General features: G+C 74.8%; 4 protein-coding genes. 2 read left to right on the top strand and 2 right to left on the bottom strand.

Annotation, left to right across the window (positions count from 1 at the left end):
* Positions 1-53: 53 nt before the first annotated feature.
* Together ACFVU9_RS01050 and ACFVU9_RS01045 are read right to left on the bottom strand one after the other, a co-directional pair.
* Positions 54-13,787: an amino acid adenylation domain-containing protein gene (locus tag ACFVU9_RS01050; RefSeq protein ID WP_387588691.1), complete on the bottom strand. Its 13,734-nt coding sequence runs from the start codon at positions 13,785-13,787 to the stop codon at positions 54-56.
* A 194-nt stretch (positions 13,788-13,981) separates the two neighbouring features.
* On the bottom strand, positions 13,982-15,442 hold the full coding sequence (locus ACFVU9_RS01045) for a methyltransferase (RefSeq protein WP_387588689.1): 1,461 nt from the start codon (positions 15,440-15,442) through the stop codon (positions 13,982-13,984).
* 319 nt (positions 15,443-15,761) lie between these two features.
* Here ACFVU9_RS01045 and ACFVU9_RS01040 point away from each other — a divergent pair, with 319 nt between their 5' ends.
* Together ACFVU9_RS01040 and ACFVU9_RS01035 are read left to right on the top strand one after the other, a co-directional pair.
* Entirely contained in the window at positions 15,762-16,235 is a 474-nt protein-coding gene (locus tag ACFVU9_RS01040; RefSeq protein ID WP_380441088.1) for a nucleoside deaminase, read from the top strand.
* A 288-nt stretch (positions 16,236-16,523) separates the two neighbouring features.
* Positions 16,524-17,054: a GNAT family N-acetyltransferase gene (locus ACFVU9_RS01035; RefSeq protein WP_380441090.1), complete on the top strand. Its 531-nt coding sequence runs from the start codon at positions 16,524-16,526 to the stop codon at positions 17,052-17,054.
* Positions 17,055-17,229 lie beyond the last annotated feature (175 nt).

The following is a 17,229-nucleotide window of genomic DNA, read 5'->3' as shown; positions in this document are numbered from 1 at the left end:
TGTTTCCCTTCTGTGGTTTCGGTCGGGTGATCACGGGGGGGACGGGGACGGGCTCAGCACCCGTCCAGGGCCTCGGCGACGAACCGGGCGATCGCGGCCAGCGGCTCGGGGCGGGTCAGGTCGAAGTGCTCGGCCGCGACCTCGTGCCGGTCGATCCCGCCGGCCGCGTACGGCTCCCAGGCCTCGGCGCCGGGCGCGTCCCCGGACCGGCCGAGGGTCGCGGTGACGTGCAGCACGCGGCCGTCGAACCGTCCGGTCGGGGCGTCCGCCACCGCCCGGACGACGGCCGTCGCGGTGGCGGCGAGGTGGTCGAGCGCGGCGGCGCCGGGGGCGAACCCGCCGCCCTCGCGGCCGAGCAGGTCGGCGACGAGCTCCGCGTCGACGTCCTCGGGTTCCGCGCCCCAGTGTCCGCTCTCGACCGGGTAGGCGTCCAACACGGCCAGCAGGCGCACCTGTTCACCGGCGGCGCGCAGCGCGCAGGCCATGGCGTGCGCGATGTTCCCGCCGGTCGACCAGCCGAGCAGGTGGTAGGGGCCGGCCGGCTGCACCTCGCGGATCCGGTCCACGTAGTCCCCGACCATCGCCGCCAGGTCCGCGGGCCGCTCGGCGCGGCGGTCGAGGCCGCGGGCCTGGAGGCCGTAAACCGGGTGGTCCGGCAGCCCGTCGGCGAGGCCGGTGTAGCAGCGGCCGAGGCCGGTCACCGGGTGGACGCAGAACAGCGGCGGCCGGTCGCCCTCGCCGCCGAGCCGCACCAGCACCCCGGGGTCCGCGGCCGGGCCGCCGTCCAGCAGGGCGGCCAGTCCGGCCGGGCTCGGGGCGCGGAACAGGTCGGTCAGCTCGGCGGGTTCGCCGAGCTCGGCGCGGATCCGGGTGACGAGGCGGGTGGCCAGCAGGGAGTGGCCGCCGAGGTGGAAGAAGTCGTCCTCCACCCCGACCTCGGGCAGGCCGAGCGCCTCGGCGAACAGCCGGCAGAGCGCCTCCTCGCGGGGGCCCCGGGGCGCGCGGGTGACGCGCACCTCGGCCTCGGGGGCGGGCAGGGCGCCGCGGTCCACCTTGCCGTTGCCGGTCAGCGGCAGCGCCTCCAGCACCACGACGGCCGACGGGACGGCGTACTCCGGCAGGACGGTGCCCAGGTGGCGGCGCAGTTCGGCGCCCGTGACGGCCGCGCCCTCGCGCACCACCGCGTAGCCGACCAGCCTCCGGTCTCCCGGGCGGTCCTCCCGGACCACGGCGACGGCGCCGGTCACGTCCGCGCGGCGCTCCAGCGCCGCCGCCACCTCGCCCGGCTCGATCCGGACTCCACGGACCTTCACCTGGTCGTCCGCCCGGCCCACGAAGACGAGTCGGCCGTCCACCGTCCACCGCACGAGGTCTCCCGTGCGGTACATCCGCTCGCCCGGCCCCGCGAAGGGATCCGGGAGGAAGCGCGACGCCGTCAGCCCGGGACGCCCGAGGTAGCCGCGCGCCACCTGCGCCCCGGCGACGTACAGTTCGCCGGCCACGCCCGCCGGCACCGGCCGCAGCCCGGCGTCCAGCACGTAGACCCGGGTGCCGTCGAGCGGGCGGCCGATGGGCGCCCCGCCGTCCGGCCGCAGCGGCTCGCTGGCGGTCGCGCAGACGGTGGTCTCGGTCGGCCCGTAGGCGTTGATCAGCTCCCGGCCGGGTGCCCACCGCGCCACGAGCTCGCCGGGCAGGGCCTCGCCCGCGACGACCAGGACGGCCAGTCCGCCCAGGTCCGCCGCCGACCGCGCGGGCAGCGTCGCGAGGACGGCGGGCGTGATGACGGCGTGGGTGACACCGCGCTCCGCCAGCACCCTCGCGAGCGGCTCGCCGGACCGCGCGTCGGCGGGCGGCAGCACCAGCGCCGCTCCGGCCAGCAGCGCGTTGGCCCACTCGTAGACGGCCGCGTCGAAGCCCGGCGAGGCCAGCTGGAGCAGCGAGCGGCCCGGGCCGAGGCGCAGCTTCGCCGCGGACGCGGCCACCAGGTTGGCGAGGCCGGCGTGCGGGACCTGGACGGCCTTGGGAATGCCGGTGGAGCCGGACGTGTAGATCAGGTAGGCGGCGTTCTGCGGGTGGACCCGGCTAGGCAGGTCCTCGCTCGGATGCGCCGCCACGACGGCCGTCACCGTCGAGTCGTCCAGCAGCAGGCACGGCCCGTCGATCCCCAGCGCCGACGTCGTCAGCACCAGTGACGGACAGGCGTCGGCCAGCATGAACTCCACCCGCTGCCGCGGATATCCCGGATCCACCGGCAGGTACGTCCCACCGGCCTTCAGCACTGCCAGCACGGACACCACAGCGTCTGTGGAGCGAGGCAGCGCCACTGCCACCACCGACTCCGGCCCGACACCCCGCACCACCAGCTCCCGCGCCAACCGGTTCGCCCGCGCGTTCAGCTCACCGAAGCTCACCTCGCGGTCCCCGTCGACCACCGCCGGCGCGAACGGCTGCTCCGCCGCCCTCGCCTCGAACACCTGGTGGGCGAGCAGGCCGGAGTCCGCAGCGCGCACGGCTCCCGTCCCGTGGGCCAGGAGGGCGGCCCGCTCGGCGGGCTCCAGGAGCTCCAGCGCGCCGACCCGGGCTTCCGGGTCCGCCACCATCCCGGACAACAGCCGGACGAACCGCCGCGCGAGCGTCTCCGCCGTCGAGCGGTCGAACAGGTCCGTCGCGAACTCCAGCTCGCCGCCGATCCCGCCCGGCCCGCCGTCGCCGGTCCGGCGCTCCCAGAGGCCGGCCGCGAGGTCGAACTTGGCGTTCGGCAGGTCGACCGGGACCTCCTCGACCTCAAGACCCGGCAGCCCGGCCTCGGACCACGCGTTGTTCTGCAGCACGAGCGCGGTCTGGAAGAGCGGGTGCCGGGCCGCCGACCGGACCGGGTTGAGCACCTCGACCAGCCGCTCGAACGGCACGTCCTGGCTGCCCAGCGCCTCCAGGTCCGCCTCCCGCACCCGGCGCACCAGCTCCCGGACGCTCGGGTCGCCGGAGACGTCGGTGCGCAGCACCAGGGTGTTGGCGAAGAACCCGACCAGGTCGTCGAGCGCCTCGTCCGACCGGCCCGCCACCACCGTGCCGACGGGGATGTCCGCCCCGGCCCCGAGGCGGGACAGCAGCAGCGCCCAGCCCGCCCGCAGCACCATGAACAGCGTCGCCCCGGACTCGCGCGCCAGCGCCACCAGTCCCGCGTGCACGTCGGCGGGCACCTCGACGTCCACCGTGTCGCCCGCGAAGGTCGCGACGGCGGGCCTCGGACGGTCCGACGGCAGCGCCAGCTCCTCCGGCAGGTCGCACAAACGGTCCTTCCAGAAGCCGAGCTGACGATCCATCACATCCGGCTCGCCGAGCACCCGGTGCTGCCAGAGCGCGTAGTCGCCGTACTGGACGGGGAGTTCGGACCAGGCCGGAGCCCCGCCACTCGCACGGCGGGTCGTGTACGCGGCGGTCAGGTCGCGCAGCAGCGGGCCCATCGACCAGCCGTCGCACGCGATGTGGTGCACCACCAGCAGGAACACGTGCTCGTCCGGTGCGACGCGGAACAGCGAGGCGCGCAGCGGAAGTTCGCGCGCCAGGTCGAACTCGTGCCCGGCCGCGGCGGCGATCCGCCCGGGCAGGTCCTCCGGGGCGCAGTCGGCCGCTTCCCAGGGGACGAGCGGTTCGCCCGTCACCGGCACCACGTGCTGCCAGGGCGAGCCGTCCGCCACCGGGAAGACCGTCCGCAGGCTCTCGTGCCGGCCCACCACGTCCTCCAGCGCCGCCCGCAGCGCCCCCTCGTCCAGTGCCCCCTTCAGTCGCAGCGCGGTCGGCACCGTGTACGTCGAGGCGCTCCCGGTGCCCTCCCACTCGCGCAGGAACCAGAGGCGCTGCTGGGCGTACGAGAGCGGCGTCCGCTCGCCGCGCTCCACCGCGACCAGCGGCTCGTGCGGCGCTGCGGTCCGCGACTGCAGCAGCGCGGCGAGCCGGGCGGCCGTCGGTGCCTGGAACAGGTCGCGGATGCCCAGCTCCACGCCGAGCGCCGCCCTGGCCCGGACGAGCAGGCGGATGGCCTGCAGGGAGTGCCCGCCCAGCGCGAAGAAGTCCTCGTCCACACCGACCCTGGGCACGCCCAGGATCTCCGCGAAGAGCCCGGCGAGGAGTTCCTCGCGGGCGTCGCGCGGGGCGTGCGCGACCTGCGCGACGACCGCGGGCGCGGGCAGGGCACGGCGGTCCACCTTGCCGTTGCCCGTCAGCGGCAGCGCCTCCAGCACCACGACGGCCGACGGCACCGCGTACTCCGGCAGCACCGACGCGACCTCGCCGCGCACGGCGGCGGCATCGGGTGAGGCCCCCGCGGCCGGGACGACGTAGCCGACGAGCCTCCGGTCCCCAGGGCGGTCCTCCCGGACCACCGCGACCGCGGCGACGACGTCCGCACAGCGTTCCAGCGCCGCCGACACCTCCCCCAGCTCGATCCGGTAGCCGCGCACCTTCACCTGATCGTCCGACCGCCCCACGAAGGCGAGTTGGCCGTCCGGCAGCCACCGCACCACATCGCCCGTGCGGTACATCCGCTCCCCCGGACCGGCGAAAGGATCCGGGAGGAAGCGCGACGCCGTCAGCCCGGGGCGGCCCAGGTAGCCGCGCGCCACCTGCGCCCCGGCGAGGTACAACTCGCCCGCCACCCCCACCGGCACCGCACGCAGCCCCGCATCCAGCACATAGGCCCGCGTGTTCGTCGTCGCCCGGCCCAGGACCGGCGAACCGGCCGCCGACAGCGGCGTCATCACCGTGTCGACGGCGCACTCGGCCGGTCCGTACGCGTTGTGCGCGACCAGGCCGGGCGTCGCGCGCAGCCGCTCCCACAGCGGTGCCGGGAGCGCCTCGCCGCCCAGGAGCAGGGTCCGCACGACGGGCAGGCCCTCGGCCGGATCCGGGTCGAGCAGTCCCTCCTCGACCAGTTCCGCCGCGTAGGCGGGCGTGGTGTCCAGCAGGTCGACGCCCGCGCGGCGTAGGTCCGCCACGGCGGCGGGGCCGTCCCGGCGGGTCTCCTCGTCCAGCACGTACAGCTCGTGTCCGAGGAACAGCGCGCTCAGCGACTGCCAGCTCGCGTCGAAGGAGGACGACGACGTGCTCGCGACGCGGGCCCGGGAGCGGCCCGTCGCGGCGAGGTGGTCGGCCAGGACCGAGCGGTCGAGGTGCCGGGCGAGGTTGGCGAGGCCGGCGTGCGGGACCTGGACGGCCTTGGGGGTACCGGTGGAGCCGGACGTGTAGATCAGGTAGGCGGCGTTCTGCGGGTGGACCCGGCAGGGCAGGTCCTCGCTCCCATGCGCCGCCACGGCGTCCATCACCGTCGGATCGTCGAGCAGCAGGCACGGCCCGTCGATCCCCAGCGCCGACGTCGTCAGCACCAGCGACGGACGGGCGTCCGCCAGCATGAACTCCACCCGCTGCCGCGGATACCCCGGATCCACCGGCAGGTACGTCCCACCGGCCTTCAGCACCGCCAGCACGGACACCACGGCGTCTGCGGAGCGAGGCAGCGCCACCGCCACCACCGACTCCGGCCCCACACCCCGCACCACCAGCTCGCGAGCCAGCCGGTTCGCCCGCGCGTTCAGCTCACCGAAGCTCAGCTCGTGGTCGCCGAACACCAGAGCGCGTTCGGCCGGGCGCGTCCTCGCCTGCTGCTCGAAGAGCCGGTGCACCGGCTCGGCGTCGGGCTCGGGCGTCACGGCACCGGCCCACTCCTCCAACTGGTCTCGCTCCGAGTCCTCCAGGAGCCCCAGCGCGCCCACCCGGGTGTCCGGGTCCGCCACCATCCCGGACAACAGCCGGACGAACCGCCGGGCGAGCGTCTCCGCCGTCGAGCGGTCGAACAGGTCCGTCGCGAACTCCAGCTCGCCGCCGATCCCGCCCGGCCCGCCGGCCGCCGACGTCAGCTCCCAGCAGTCCACCGACAGGTCGAACTTGGCGATCCGGTGCTCGACCGGAACGTCCTCGGTCTCCAGTCCGGGCAGGTCCAGCTCGGACCAGGTGGTGTTCTGGAGGATCAGCAGCGTCTGGAAGAGCGGGTGCCGGGCCGCCGACCTGGCCGGGTTCAGGACCTCGACCAGGCGCTCGAACGGCACGTCCTGACTGCCCAGCGCGTCCAGGTCCGCCTCGCGGACCCGGCGCAGCAACTCGCGCACACTCGGATCGCCCGACAGATCCGTCCGCAGCACCAGCGTGTTGACGAAGAACCCGATCAGCTCGTCCAACGCCTCGTCCGACCGGCCCGCCACCACCGTGCCCACGGGGATGTCGGTGCCGGCGCCCAGCCGCGACAGCAGCAGCGCCCACCCCGCCCGCAGCACCATGAACAGCGTCGCACCACTCTCACGAGCCAGCGCCACCAGCCCGGCGTGCACGTCGGCGGGTATCGCGAGGTCCACGGTGTCGCCCGCGAAGGTCGCGACGGCGGGCCTCGGACGGTCCGACGGCAGCGCCAGCTCCTCCGGCATGCCGGCCAGCCGCTCGCGCCAGAAGTCGAGTTGACGGTTCATCAGTGAATCGGAGTCATCCTCCTCACCCAGCACGCCGCGCTGCCAGAGCGCGTAGTCGCCGTACTGGACGCCGAGTTCGGACCACGCCGGAGGCTCGCCCGTCCCGCTGCGGGCCGCGTACGCGGCGGTGAGGTCGCGCAGCAGCGGTTCCATCGACCAGCCGTCGCACGCGATGTGGTGCATCACCAGCAGGAACACGTGCTCATCGGGAGCGATCCGGAACAGCCAGGCCCGGAGCGGGAGTTCGCTCGCGAGGTCGAAGACGCCGTGCACGGCCCCGTCGATCAGGCCGGTGACGGCCTCCGCCGCACACGCCACGCTCTCCCAGGGCACGAGCGGCTCGCCCGTCACCGGCACCACGTGCTGCCACGGCACGCCGTCGACGACCGGGAACACCGTCCGCAGGCTCTCGTGCCGGCCCACCACGTCCTCCAGCGCCGCCCGCAAAGCGCCCTCGTCCAGCGCGCCCCGCAGCCGGACGGTCAGCGGCATCGCGTACGTCGCCGTCCGGGCCTCGCTGTCCACGGTCCCGAGGAACCAGAGGCGCTGCTGGGCGTGCGACAGCGGGAGCCGCTCGGGGCGCTCGACGGGCCGCAGCGGCGGCCTCGGGTCGACCTCGCCGCGCTGGTCGAGCAGAGCGGTCAGCCCGGCCACGGTCGGCGCCTGGAACAGGTCGCGGATACCCAGCTCCACGCCGAGCACCGAGCGGACCCGGGCGACGAGGCGCATGGCCAGCAGCGAGTGCCCGCCGAGCGCGAAGAAGTCGTCCTCCACACCGACCTGCGCACGGCCCAGCACCTGCTCGAACAGCCCGCACAGCACTTCCTCCCGCGCGTCCCGGGGCGCCCGCGTGACATGCACCTCGGCCTCCGGCGCGGGCAACGCACGGCGGTCCACCTTGCCGTTGCCGGTCAGCGGCAGCGCCTCCAGCAGCACGACGGCCGACGGCACCGCGTACTCCGGCAGCACCGACGCGACCTCGCCGCGCACGGCGGCACCCGTGACGGCCGCGCCCTCGCGCGCCACCGCGTACCCGACGAGCCGCCGGTCTCCCGGGCGGTCCTCCCGGACCACCGCGACCGCGGCGACGACGTCCGCACAGCGCTCCAGCGCCGCCGACACCTCACCGAGCTCGATCCGGAACCCGCGCACCTTCACCTGGTCGTCCGCCCGTCCCAGGAAGGCGAGTTGGCCGTCCGGCAGCCACCGCACCACATCACCAGTCCGGTACATCCGCTCCCCCGGACCACCGAACGGGTCCGGCAGGAACCGCGACGCCGACAGCCCGGGGCGGCCCAGGTAGCCGCGCGCCACCTGCGCCCCGGCGAGGTACAACTCGCCTGCCACGCCCACCGGCACCGGACGCAGCCCCGCGTCCAGCACGTAGGCCCGCGTGTTCGTCGTCGCCCGCCCGAGCAGCGGCCCGTCGGTGTCGCCGAACCACGCCGCCAGCGCGTCCACGGTGTTCTCCGTCGGGCCGTAGGTGTTCTGCCCGGTCCACCCCGGCGCGTCCAGCATCCGGCGCCACAGCGACTCCGGCAGCGCCTCGCCGCCGACCACGAGGGTCCGGGGCGAGCGCGGGTCCGCCTCCAGCAGGCCCTGCTCGACCAGTTCGGCGGCGTAGCCCGGCGTCGTCTCCAGCAGTTCGATGCCTTCCCGCCCGATGTACTCGGCCAGTCGGGCGGCGTCGCGGCGGTCGTCGTCGTCCGTCAGGTGCAGTTCGTGGCCGAGGAACAGCCCGAGCACCGGGGTCCAGCTGGAGTCGAAGGCCAGCGGCGCGGTCGAGATCATGCGGATCCGGGTGGCGCCCGAGCGGGCCCGGTGACCGGCGAAGGTCACGCGCTCGTAGTGGTGGCAGAGGTTGGCGAGGCTGCCGTGGTCGATCACGACGCCCTTGGGCCGGCCCGTCGAACCCGACGTGTAGATGACGTACGCCGCGTGCCGCGGAGCCAAGGCCACCGCGAGGTCCTCATCGCCGTGCCGCGCCACCGCCTCATCGTCGAGCAGCAGTTGAGCGACCTGCGGATAGCCGGCGCCCAGCTCCCGATCGGCGACCAGCACCTCCGGAGCCGCGTCCGCCAGCATGAACTCCACCCGCTCACGCGGATACTCCGCGTCGATCGGCAGATACGTACCACCCGCCTTCAACACCGCCAGCAGCGCCACCACCGACTCCACCGACCGCGGCAACAGCACCGCGACCCGCACCTCCGGCCCCACACCCCGCGCCACCAGCTCACGCGCCACCCGGTTCGCCCGCGCGTTCAGCTCACCGAAGGTCCAGGCCCGGCCGCCGAACACCAGTGCCCGCTCGTCCGGGCGGCTCCGGGCCTGCTCCTCGAAGAGCCGGTGCACCGGTTCACGGTCCACGGCCGGCTCGACGACACCGGCCCACTCCTCCAGCAACCGGTGCCGCTCCGACGGCTCCAGCACCTCCAGCGCGCCCACCCGGGCGTCCGGCTCCGCCGCCATCGCCGCGAGCACCCGGACGAACCGGCGGGCCAGGTCCTCGGCGGTCGACCGGTCGAACAGGTCGCTCGCGTACTCCAACTGGCCGCCGAGTCCGACCGGTTCACCCGTCGAGCCCGCCTGCTCCCAGAAGTCGACGGACAGGTCGAACTTCGCGATCCGGTGGTCCACCGGGATCTCGTCGACCCGCAGGCCCGACAGGCCCGGCTCCGACCACGCGTTGTTCTGGAGGATCAACATGGTCTGGAAGAGCGGGTGCCGGGCCGCCGACCTGGCCGGGTTCAGGACCTCGACCAGTCGCTCGAACGGCACGTCCTGACTGCCCAGCGCATCCAGGTCCGCCTCGCGCACCCGGCGCAGCAGCTCGCGCACGCTCGGATCGCCCGACAGATCCGTCCGCAGCACCAGCGTGTTGACGAAGAACCCGACCAGGTCGTCCAACGCCTCGTCCGAACGGCCCGCCACCACCGTGCCCACGGGGATGTCGGTGCCGGCCCCGAGGCGGGACAGCAGCAGCGCCCACCCCGCCCGCAGCACCATGAACAGCGTCGCCCCGGACTCCCGCGCCAGCGCCACCAGCCCGGCGTGCACCTCCGCCGGCACCGCCACGTCGACCACGCCGCCGGCGAAGCCCGGTTCGAGGGGCCGCGGCCGGTCGGTGGGCAGCGTGAGCTCCTCCGGCAGGCCGGACAGCCGCGAGCGCCAGAAGTCGAGCTGACGGTTCGCCAAGGACTCGGAATCGTCCTCCGCGCCCAGCACACCGCGCTGCCACAGCGCGTAGTCGCCGTACTGCACCGGGAGTTCGGACCACCCCGGAGCGTCGCCGGTCGTGCTGCGGGTGGCGTGGGCGGCGGCGAGGTCGCGCAGCAGCGGTCCCATCGACCAGCCGTCGCACGCGATGTGGTGCACCACGAGGAGCAGCACGTGCTCCTCCGGGGCGATCCTGAACAGCCATGCCCGGAGCGGGAGTTCATTCGCGAGGTCGAAGCCGTGGCCGGACGCCGCCGCCAGCCGCTCGTCGAGCTCATCCCGCCCGCACGCCGACACCTCCCACGGGACGAGCGGTTCGCCCGTCACCGGCACGACCTGCTGCCACGGCACGCCGTCGACGACCGGGAACACCGTCCGCAGGCTCTCGTGCCGGCCCACCACGTCCTCCAGCGCCGCCCGCAGCGCACCCTCGTCCAGCGCGCCCCGCAGCCGCAGTGCGGTCGGCACCGTGTACGTCGAGGCGCCGCTCGCCCGTTCCCACTCGCGCAGGAACCAGAGGCGCTGCTGGGCGTACGAGAGCGGGAGCCGCTCGGGCCGCTCGACGGGCCGCAGCGGCGGCCGCGGGGCCACCGCGCCGCGCTGGTCGAGCAGGGCGGTCAGCCCGGCCACGGTCGGCGCCTGGAACAGGTCGCGGATGCCCAGCTCCACGCCGAGCGCCGAACGGACCCGGCTGACCAGGCGCGTCGCCAGCAGGGAGTGCCCGCCCAGCTCGAAGAAGTCGTCCTCCACACCGACCCGCGGCCGCCCGAGCACCTGCTCGAACAGCCCGCACAGCACCTCCTCCCGCGCGTCCCGGGGCGCCCGCGTGACATGCACCTCGGCCTCCGGCGCGGGCAGCGCCCGGCGGTCCACCTTGCCGTTCCCCGTCAGCGGCAGCGCCTCCAGCACCACCACCGCCGACGGCACCGCATACTCCGGCAGCGCCGACGCCACCTCCCTGCGCACGGCGGCGGGATCCGGCACGGCTCCGGCGGCGGGGACGACGTACGCCACGAGCCGGCGGTCCCCCGGGCGGTCCTCCCGGACCACGGTGACGGCGGCCGAGACGTCCGCACAGCGCTCCAGCGCCGCCGACACCTCGCCCAGCTCGATCCGGAAGCCGCGCACCTTCACCTGGTCGTCCGCCCGGCCCAGGAACACGAGTTGGCCGTCCGCCGTCCACCGCACGAGGTCTCCCGTGCGGTACATCCGCTCGCCCGGCCCCGCGAAGGGATCCGGGAGGAAGCGCGACGCCGTCAGCCCGGGACGCCCGAGGTAGCCGCGCGCCACCTGCGCCCCGGACACGTACAGCTCCCCGATCACCCCGGCCGGCACCGGACGCAGCGCGGCGTCCAGCACGTAGGCCCGCGTGTTCGTCGTCGCCCGGCCCAGCACCGGCGACGGCGCGACGGCGAACCACGCCATCAGCGCGTCCACGGTGTTCTCCGTCGGGCCATAGGTGTTCTGTCCGGTCCACCCCGGCGTCGCCAGCACGCGCCGCCAGAGCGACTCCGACACCGCCTCGCCGCCGACGTTCAGCATGCGCGCGAAGCCGGACTCCCCGTCCAGGAGCCCCTGTTCGACCAGTTCCGCCGCGTAGCCCGGAGTGGTGTCGAGGAACTCGACCCGGGCCCGCTCCAGGTACTCCACCAGCCGCGCGGCGTCGCGTCGGGTCTCGTCGTCCAGCAGGTGCAGCTCGTGGCCGACGAACATGGCCAGCAGCGCCACCCAGCACGAGTCGAACGCGAGCGGGGCCGTCGTGGCGACGCTCGCCCGCTCCCGGCCGGTAGCGGCCAGCAGTTCGGCGTAGGTGGTGACCTCGTAGTGGTGGCAGAGGTTGGCGAGGCTGCCGTGGTCGATCACGACGCCCTTCGGCCGGCCCGTCGAACCCGACGTGTAGATGACGTACGCCGCGTGCCGCGGAGCCAGGGCCACCGCGAGATCCTCATCGGCGTGCCGCGCCACCGCCTCGTCGTCGAGCAGCAGTTGAGCGACCTGCGGATAGCCAGCGCCCAGCTCCCGATCGGTGACCAGCACCTCCGGAGCCGCGTCCGCCAGCATGAACTCCACCCGCTCACGCGGATACTCCGCGTCGATCGGCAGATACGTACCACCCGCCTTCAACACCGCCAGCAGCGCCACCACCGACTCCACCGACCGCGGCAACAGCACCGCGACCCGCACCTCCGGCCCCACACCCCGCGCCACCAGCTCACGCGCCACCCGGTTCGCCCGCGCGTTCAGCTCACCGAAGCCCAACTCCCGGTCTTCACAGACCAGAGCACGTTCGTCCGGGCTCGTCCGTGCCTGCCGCTCGAACAGCCGGTGCACCGGCTCGGGGTCGGCCGCCGGCTCGACGACACCGGCCCACTCCTCCAGCAGCCGGTGCCGCTCCGACGGCTCCAGCACCTCCAGCGCCCCCACCCGGACGTCCGGATCGGCCACCATCCCCGCCAGCACCCGGACGAACCGCTCCACCAGCCCCTCGGCCGTCGGCCGGTCGAACAGGTCGCTCGCGTACTCCAACTGACCGCCGAGGCCGGCCGGCTGCCCGTCCTCGGCGAAGTGCTCCCAGGCGTCCAGGGACAGGTCGAACTTTGAGATCCGGTGGTCCACCCGGAACTCCTCGGTCTCCAGGCCCGGCAGCCGCAAGGTCGTCCAGGAGTTGTTCTGCAGCACCACCATGGTCTGGAAGAGCGGGTGCCGGGCCGCCGACCTGACCGGGTTCACCACCTCGACCAGTCGCTCGAACGGCACCTCCTGGCGCCCGAAGGCGTCCAGGTCCGCCTCGCGCACCCGGCGCAGCAGCTCGCGCACGCTCGGATCGCCCGACAGGTCCGTCCGCAGCACCAGCGTGTTGACGAAGAAGCCGATCAGATCGTCCAACGCCTCGTCCGAACGGCCCGCCACCACCGTGCCGATCGGAATGTCCGCCCCGGCGCCCAGCCGCGACAGCAGCAGCGCCCACCCCGCCCGCAGCACCATGAACAGCGTCGCGCCGCATTCCCGCGCCAGCGCCACCAGCCCGGCGTGCACGTCGGCGGGTATCGCGAGGTCCACGGTGTCGCCCGCGAAGGTCGCGACGGCGGGCCTCGGACGGTCCGACGGCAGCGCCAGCTCCTCCGGCAGGCCCTCCAGCCGCTCGCGCCAGAAGTCGAGCTGACGATCCATCAGTGAGCCGGGATCGTCCTCCTCGCCCAGCACCTCCCGCTGCCACAGCGCGTAGTCCCCGTACTGCACCGGGAGTCGCGACGACCAGACCGGCGCCTCGCCCGTCGCGCCACGCGCGTCGTACGCGGCGGCCAGGTCACGCAGCAGCGGCCCCATCGACCAGCCGTCGCACGCGATGTGGTGCACCACGAGCAGGAACACGTGCTCCTGCGGCGCCGTCCGGAACAGCGAGGCCCGCAGGGGCAGTTCGCGTGCCAGGTCGAAGGCCCGGGCCACGGTCGCGTCGACCAGCCCGGTCAGCTCCCGCTCGGCACACTCCCGCACCTCCAGCGGCACCAGCGGCTCGCCCGTCACCGGCACGACCTGCTGCCACGGCACGCCGTCCACCGCGGGGAAGACCGTCCGGAGGCTCTCATGCCGCCCCGCCACGTCCTCCAGCGCCGCCCGCAAAGCGCCCTCGTCCAGCGCACCCCGCAGCCGCACCGCGACGACCTCGTTGTAGACGGCCGCGCCCTCCTCCAACTCCCGGAGGAACCACAGGCGTTGCTGGGCGTACGAGAGCGGGAGCAGCTCGGGGCGCGCCATCGCCTGCAGCGGCGCCCGCTTCTCCGCCGCGCCGCTGTCGAGCAGTTCGGCGACGCCGGCGACGGTCGAGGCGTCGAAGAAGTCCCGGATGCCGATCTCCACCCCGAAGACCGCCCGGATCCGCCCGAGCAGCCAGGTGGCCAGCAGCGAGTGCCCGCCGAGGTCGAAGAAGTCGTCCTCCACCCCGACCCGCGGCCGCTCCAGCACCTGCTCGAACAGCCCGCACAGCACCTCCTCGCGCGCCGTCCGAGGCACTCGGGGCTCACTGGCGAAGGGCTGGTCGGGGTTGGTCGGCATGGTGTCACCTCAGCGGGATCGTGGGGCTTCGGGGCTCCCTGGCAGGCGGGCGCAGGGGCATCACAAGGGAGAAGGGCACTAGGGGGAAGGGCACGCGGCACAGCGCGCGCGGACGGACGGCCGGGCACCGCCGAAGCCGTCGCAGCGCATCATGGCCCGAGGGGCCGGGCGTCCACCAGGGCCGTGGCCGACGGTCAGCCGAGCGCCAGGACGAACTCGACCTCCGGCGGCTCACCGGCGTCCGGGGCGTGCCGGGCGAGCGCCTCGCACACCGCCCGCCGCCAGTCCTCCGAGACGGCGGGCGGCACCAGTTGCTGACGGCACCCCGCGCCCGGCGCCGCGGCGGGCACCGCGACCCGGTAGTGCGCCTGCTCGTCCGCGTCCAGGCCCGGGAACCACGCGTCGTAGTCCCCCGGCCGGCCGTCCAGGCTCCAGCGCAGCCGGACGGGCCGCCCGTGCCGTTCGGCCAGCCGGTGGACGGCCTCCGGGTCGAGGCCGGGCGCGCCCGGCCCGTCGACCGGCTCCGCCCGGCGTGCCGCGTGCAGCCGGCGGGCCTCGCCCAGGCGGGCGTTGGCGATCCCGCTGACGCCGAACGCCGCGGCGTCGCCCGCCAGCAGCCAGTCGAGCTCGTCGAGCCCGATCCGGGCGGCGGGCCGCCACGGGCCGGCCTCCGCCGGGGCCGGGCAGCCCACGTGCAGGACGGCGTCGTAGCGGAACAGCGTCATCTCGGTGAGCGCCGCGCCCAGGCGCGGGGCGAGCTCGACCGCCGTGATCGCCGGGAAGCGCCGCGGCAGGTCCGCCAGGTAGCCGGGGTCGACGCTCAGCTCGACGTCACCGGCGAGTTCGACCGCCACGTGGTCCAGGCGCAGGCCGCTGCGCGGTCCCGGCTCCCGCCGCAGCTCGTGCTTGAGCACCGCGAAGTGCTCCAGCAGGCGGGAGTCCCGCAGGTCGCCGAGGAACACGTGCCCGCCGGGCGCCATCCGCGGCAGCGTCGCGGCGATCACCGACTCCAGGTACGCCACCGAAGGGAAGTACTGGACGACCGAGTTGACGACGGCGGTGTCGTACCCGCCCGGCGCCGCGGCCGGCGGGGCGGGCACGTCGGCCGCGGCCTCCGCCACCGCGATCACGGCCTCCGGGCGGCCCCGGCGCAGGTCGTCGCCCAGCCGGCGCAGCAGGCGCACCGCCTCGGCGGAGAAGTCCGTCGCGGTGTACTCGCGGACGCCGAGCCGCTCGACCAGCGGCCGCGCGAGCAGTCCGGTGCCGGCGCCGATCTCCAGGACGGCGCGGGGTCCGAGCCGGGCGAGCCGCTCCACCGTGGTGTCCACCCACTCGGCCATGTGCGCGGCGCCGATCGGCCGGCCGGTGAAGCTGTCGGTCCACCCCGCCAGCCGGCCCGCCTCCGGACCGTCGTCGTCCGCGACCAGCCCGTACGCGTCCTCGAACACGGCCTGCCAGGACTCGACCACGACGGCCTCGTCGTCCTCGTCACCCGCCGGCCCGGGTTCGGGCAGCACCTCGACGAGCAGCCGCCGCGCCCCGGCCCCGTCGGCCCGCACGGTCACCGCCCGCACCGGCACCAACGGGGCCAGCGCGGCGGCGACCACGCCGGACAGGTCCGGCCGGGCGTCGTTCTCATGCTCACGCTCTCGCACTGACACAGCATCAACTCCTGGATCGGGGTGCCGGAAACGGAGGTCCGCCCGCGAACGGCGGGCCACTGCTGCGCCATTTACCTGGAGCCGCGAACGGTCTGTCAATCGATCACCGCGCCCCCCGGTGTCCAACCGCAGACGCCCGCGGTTGGACACCCGGCCGCCCGTCCGCGGACACCCGCCCCGCGCTGCTACCCTCGCGGACCGGCCCCTTCCGCTCCGGGTCGACCGGCGGCCCCGGCGGTTTCGATCAACCCCCGACGGGCCCGCGCGCTATACGTTTGTCCTCGTCGCCCGCGCCGCCCCGAGGAGAACCGTCATGGCCGACCAGACCCGCGCCCACCTGCTCACGGCCATCGAGCTCGCGGCCTCCGCCCGGGCCCACGGCAACCACCCGTTCGGCGCCCTGCTGACCGACGGCGCCGGCGGCGTCCTGCTCACCGCCGAGAACACCGTGCTCACGGACCACGACGTCACCGCCCACGCCGAGACCAACCTCGTCCGCCAGGCCTCCCGCCACCTCGCCCCGACCCAGCTCACCGGCGCCACGCTGTACTCCAGCACCGAACCGTGCGCCATGTGCGCCGGGGCGATCTACTGGAGCGGCATCCGCCGGGTCGTCTACGCCCTCGCCGCCCCCGAGCTGAACGCCATCGCCGGCGTGGACCCGGACGAGCCCGTCCTCGCCCTCCCCTGCCGCGACGTCTTCGCCGCCGGCGGCAACACCGTCACCGTCTCGGGCCCCCACCTCTACGACGAGGCCGCCGCCGTCCACACGGGCTACTGGGGATAGCCGCCCGGTGCGGATCCGCGGCCGACAAACGACGTGACCTCCCGACCGGGTCGGTGTTACGGTGGAGCGGTTCGTGTTCGACCGGATCGAGGAAGTGGGGAGGTGGGGTTGATGACCGCGCTCAAGGCCGTCGCCGTGCGCAGCGCCCGGGTCACCCTCACGTCCCGGGCGTCGGCCTGACCCCGCCCTCGAATCCCCCTTCCCCGCCGGGAGCGTGAGCTCGCGGGGCCGGGGACGCGTCGCCGTCCCCGGACGAACACACCACACCGGAACGGATCTTCGTTCATCATGACCATCTCCACCACCTCCACCCCGCGCTGGACCACCCGCACCGAGACCGCCGACGACGTCCCGGCCGTCCGGGAGATCGTCCTCGCCGCGTTCGGGTCGCCGTCGGAGGCCGACCTCGTCGACGCCCTGCGGACGGACGGGGCCTGGATCGACGAGCTGTCCGTGCTGGCCGTCACCCCCGACGGCCGCCGGGTCGGCCACGCGCTGCTCACGCGCTGCCACATCGGCGACACCCCCGCCCTGTGCCTGGCCCCCTGCGCCGTCCTCCCGGAGTACCAGCGCACCGGCGCCGGCTCCGCCGCGATCCGCGCCGCGCTCGACGAGGCACGCCGCCTGGGCGAGCGCTTCGTCGTCGTCCTCGGGCACCCGGACTACTACCCGCGCTTCGGCTTCGGCCGGGCCTCCGCCCACGGGATCGGGCTGAGCATCGAGGTGCCGGACGAGGCGCTGATGGCGCTGGGCCTGGACCCGGAGCACCACCCGCTGCCGTCCGGCACGGTCCGGTACGCGGCTCCGTTCGGAATCTGACGGTCCAAGCCCTCCGGCACAACCCTCCGGCACAGCCCTCCGCGGCCGGGACAGACGCCCTGTTCCGGCCGCGGAGGCGTCCGCATACGGACATACCGACTGCTGTTCCATCCGAGTTCAACCGCGCGCTCCTGACGCCGCCCCGCGCACCCCCTACCTTCCGTGGGGGACTGCG

Source organism: Kitasatospora sp. NPDC057936 (genome assembly GCF_042887525.1).
Lineage (GTDB): Bacteria > Actinomycetota > Actinomycetes > Streptomycetales > Streptomycetaceae > Kitasatospora.
The sequence above is the reverse complement of the archived record's forward strand: the minus strand, read 5'-3'. Positions and strand labels throughout refer to the sequence as shown.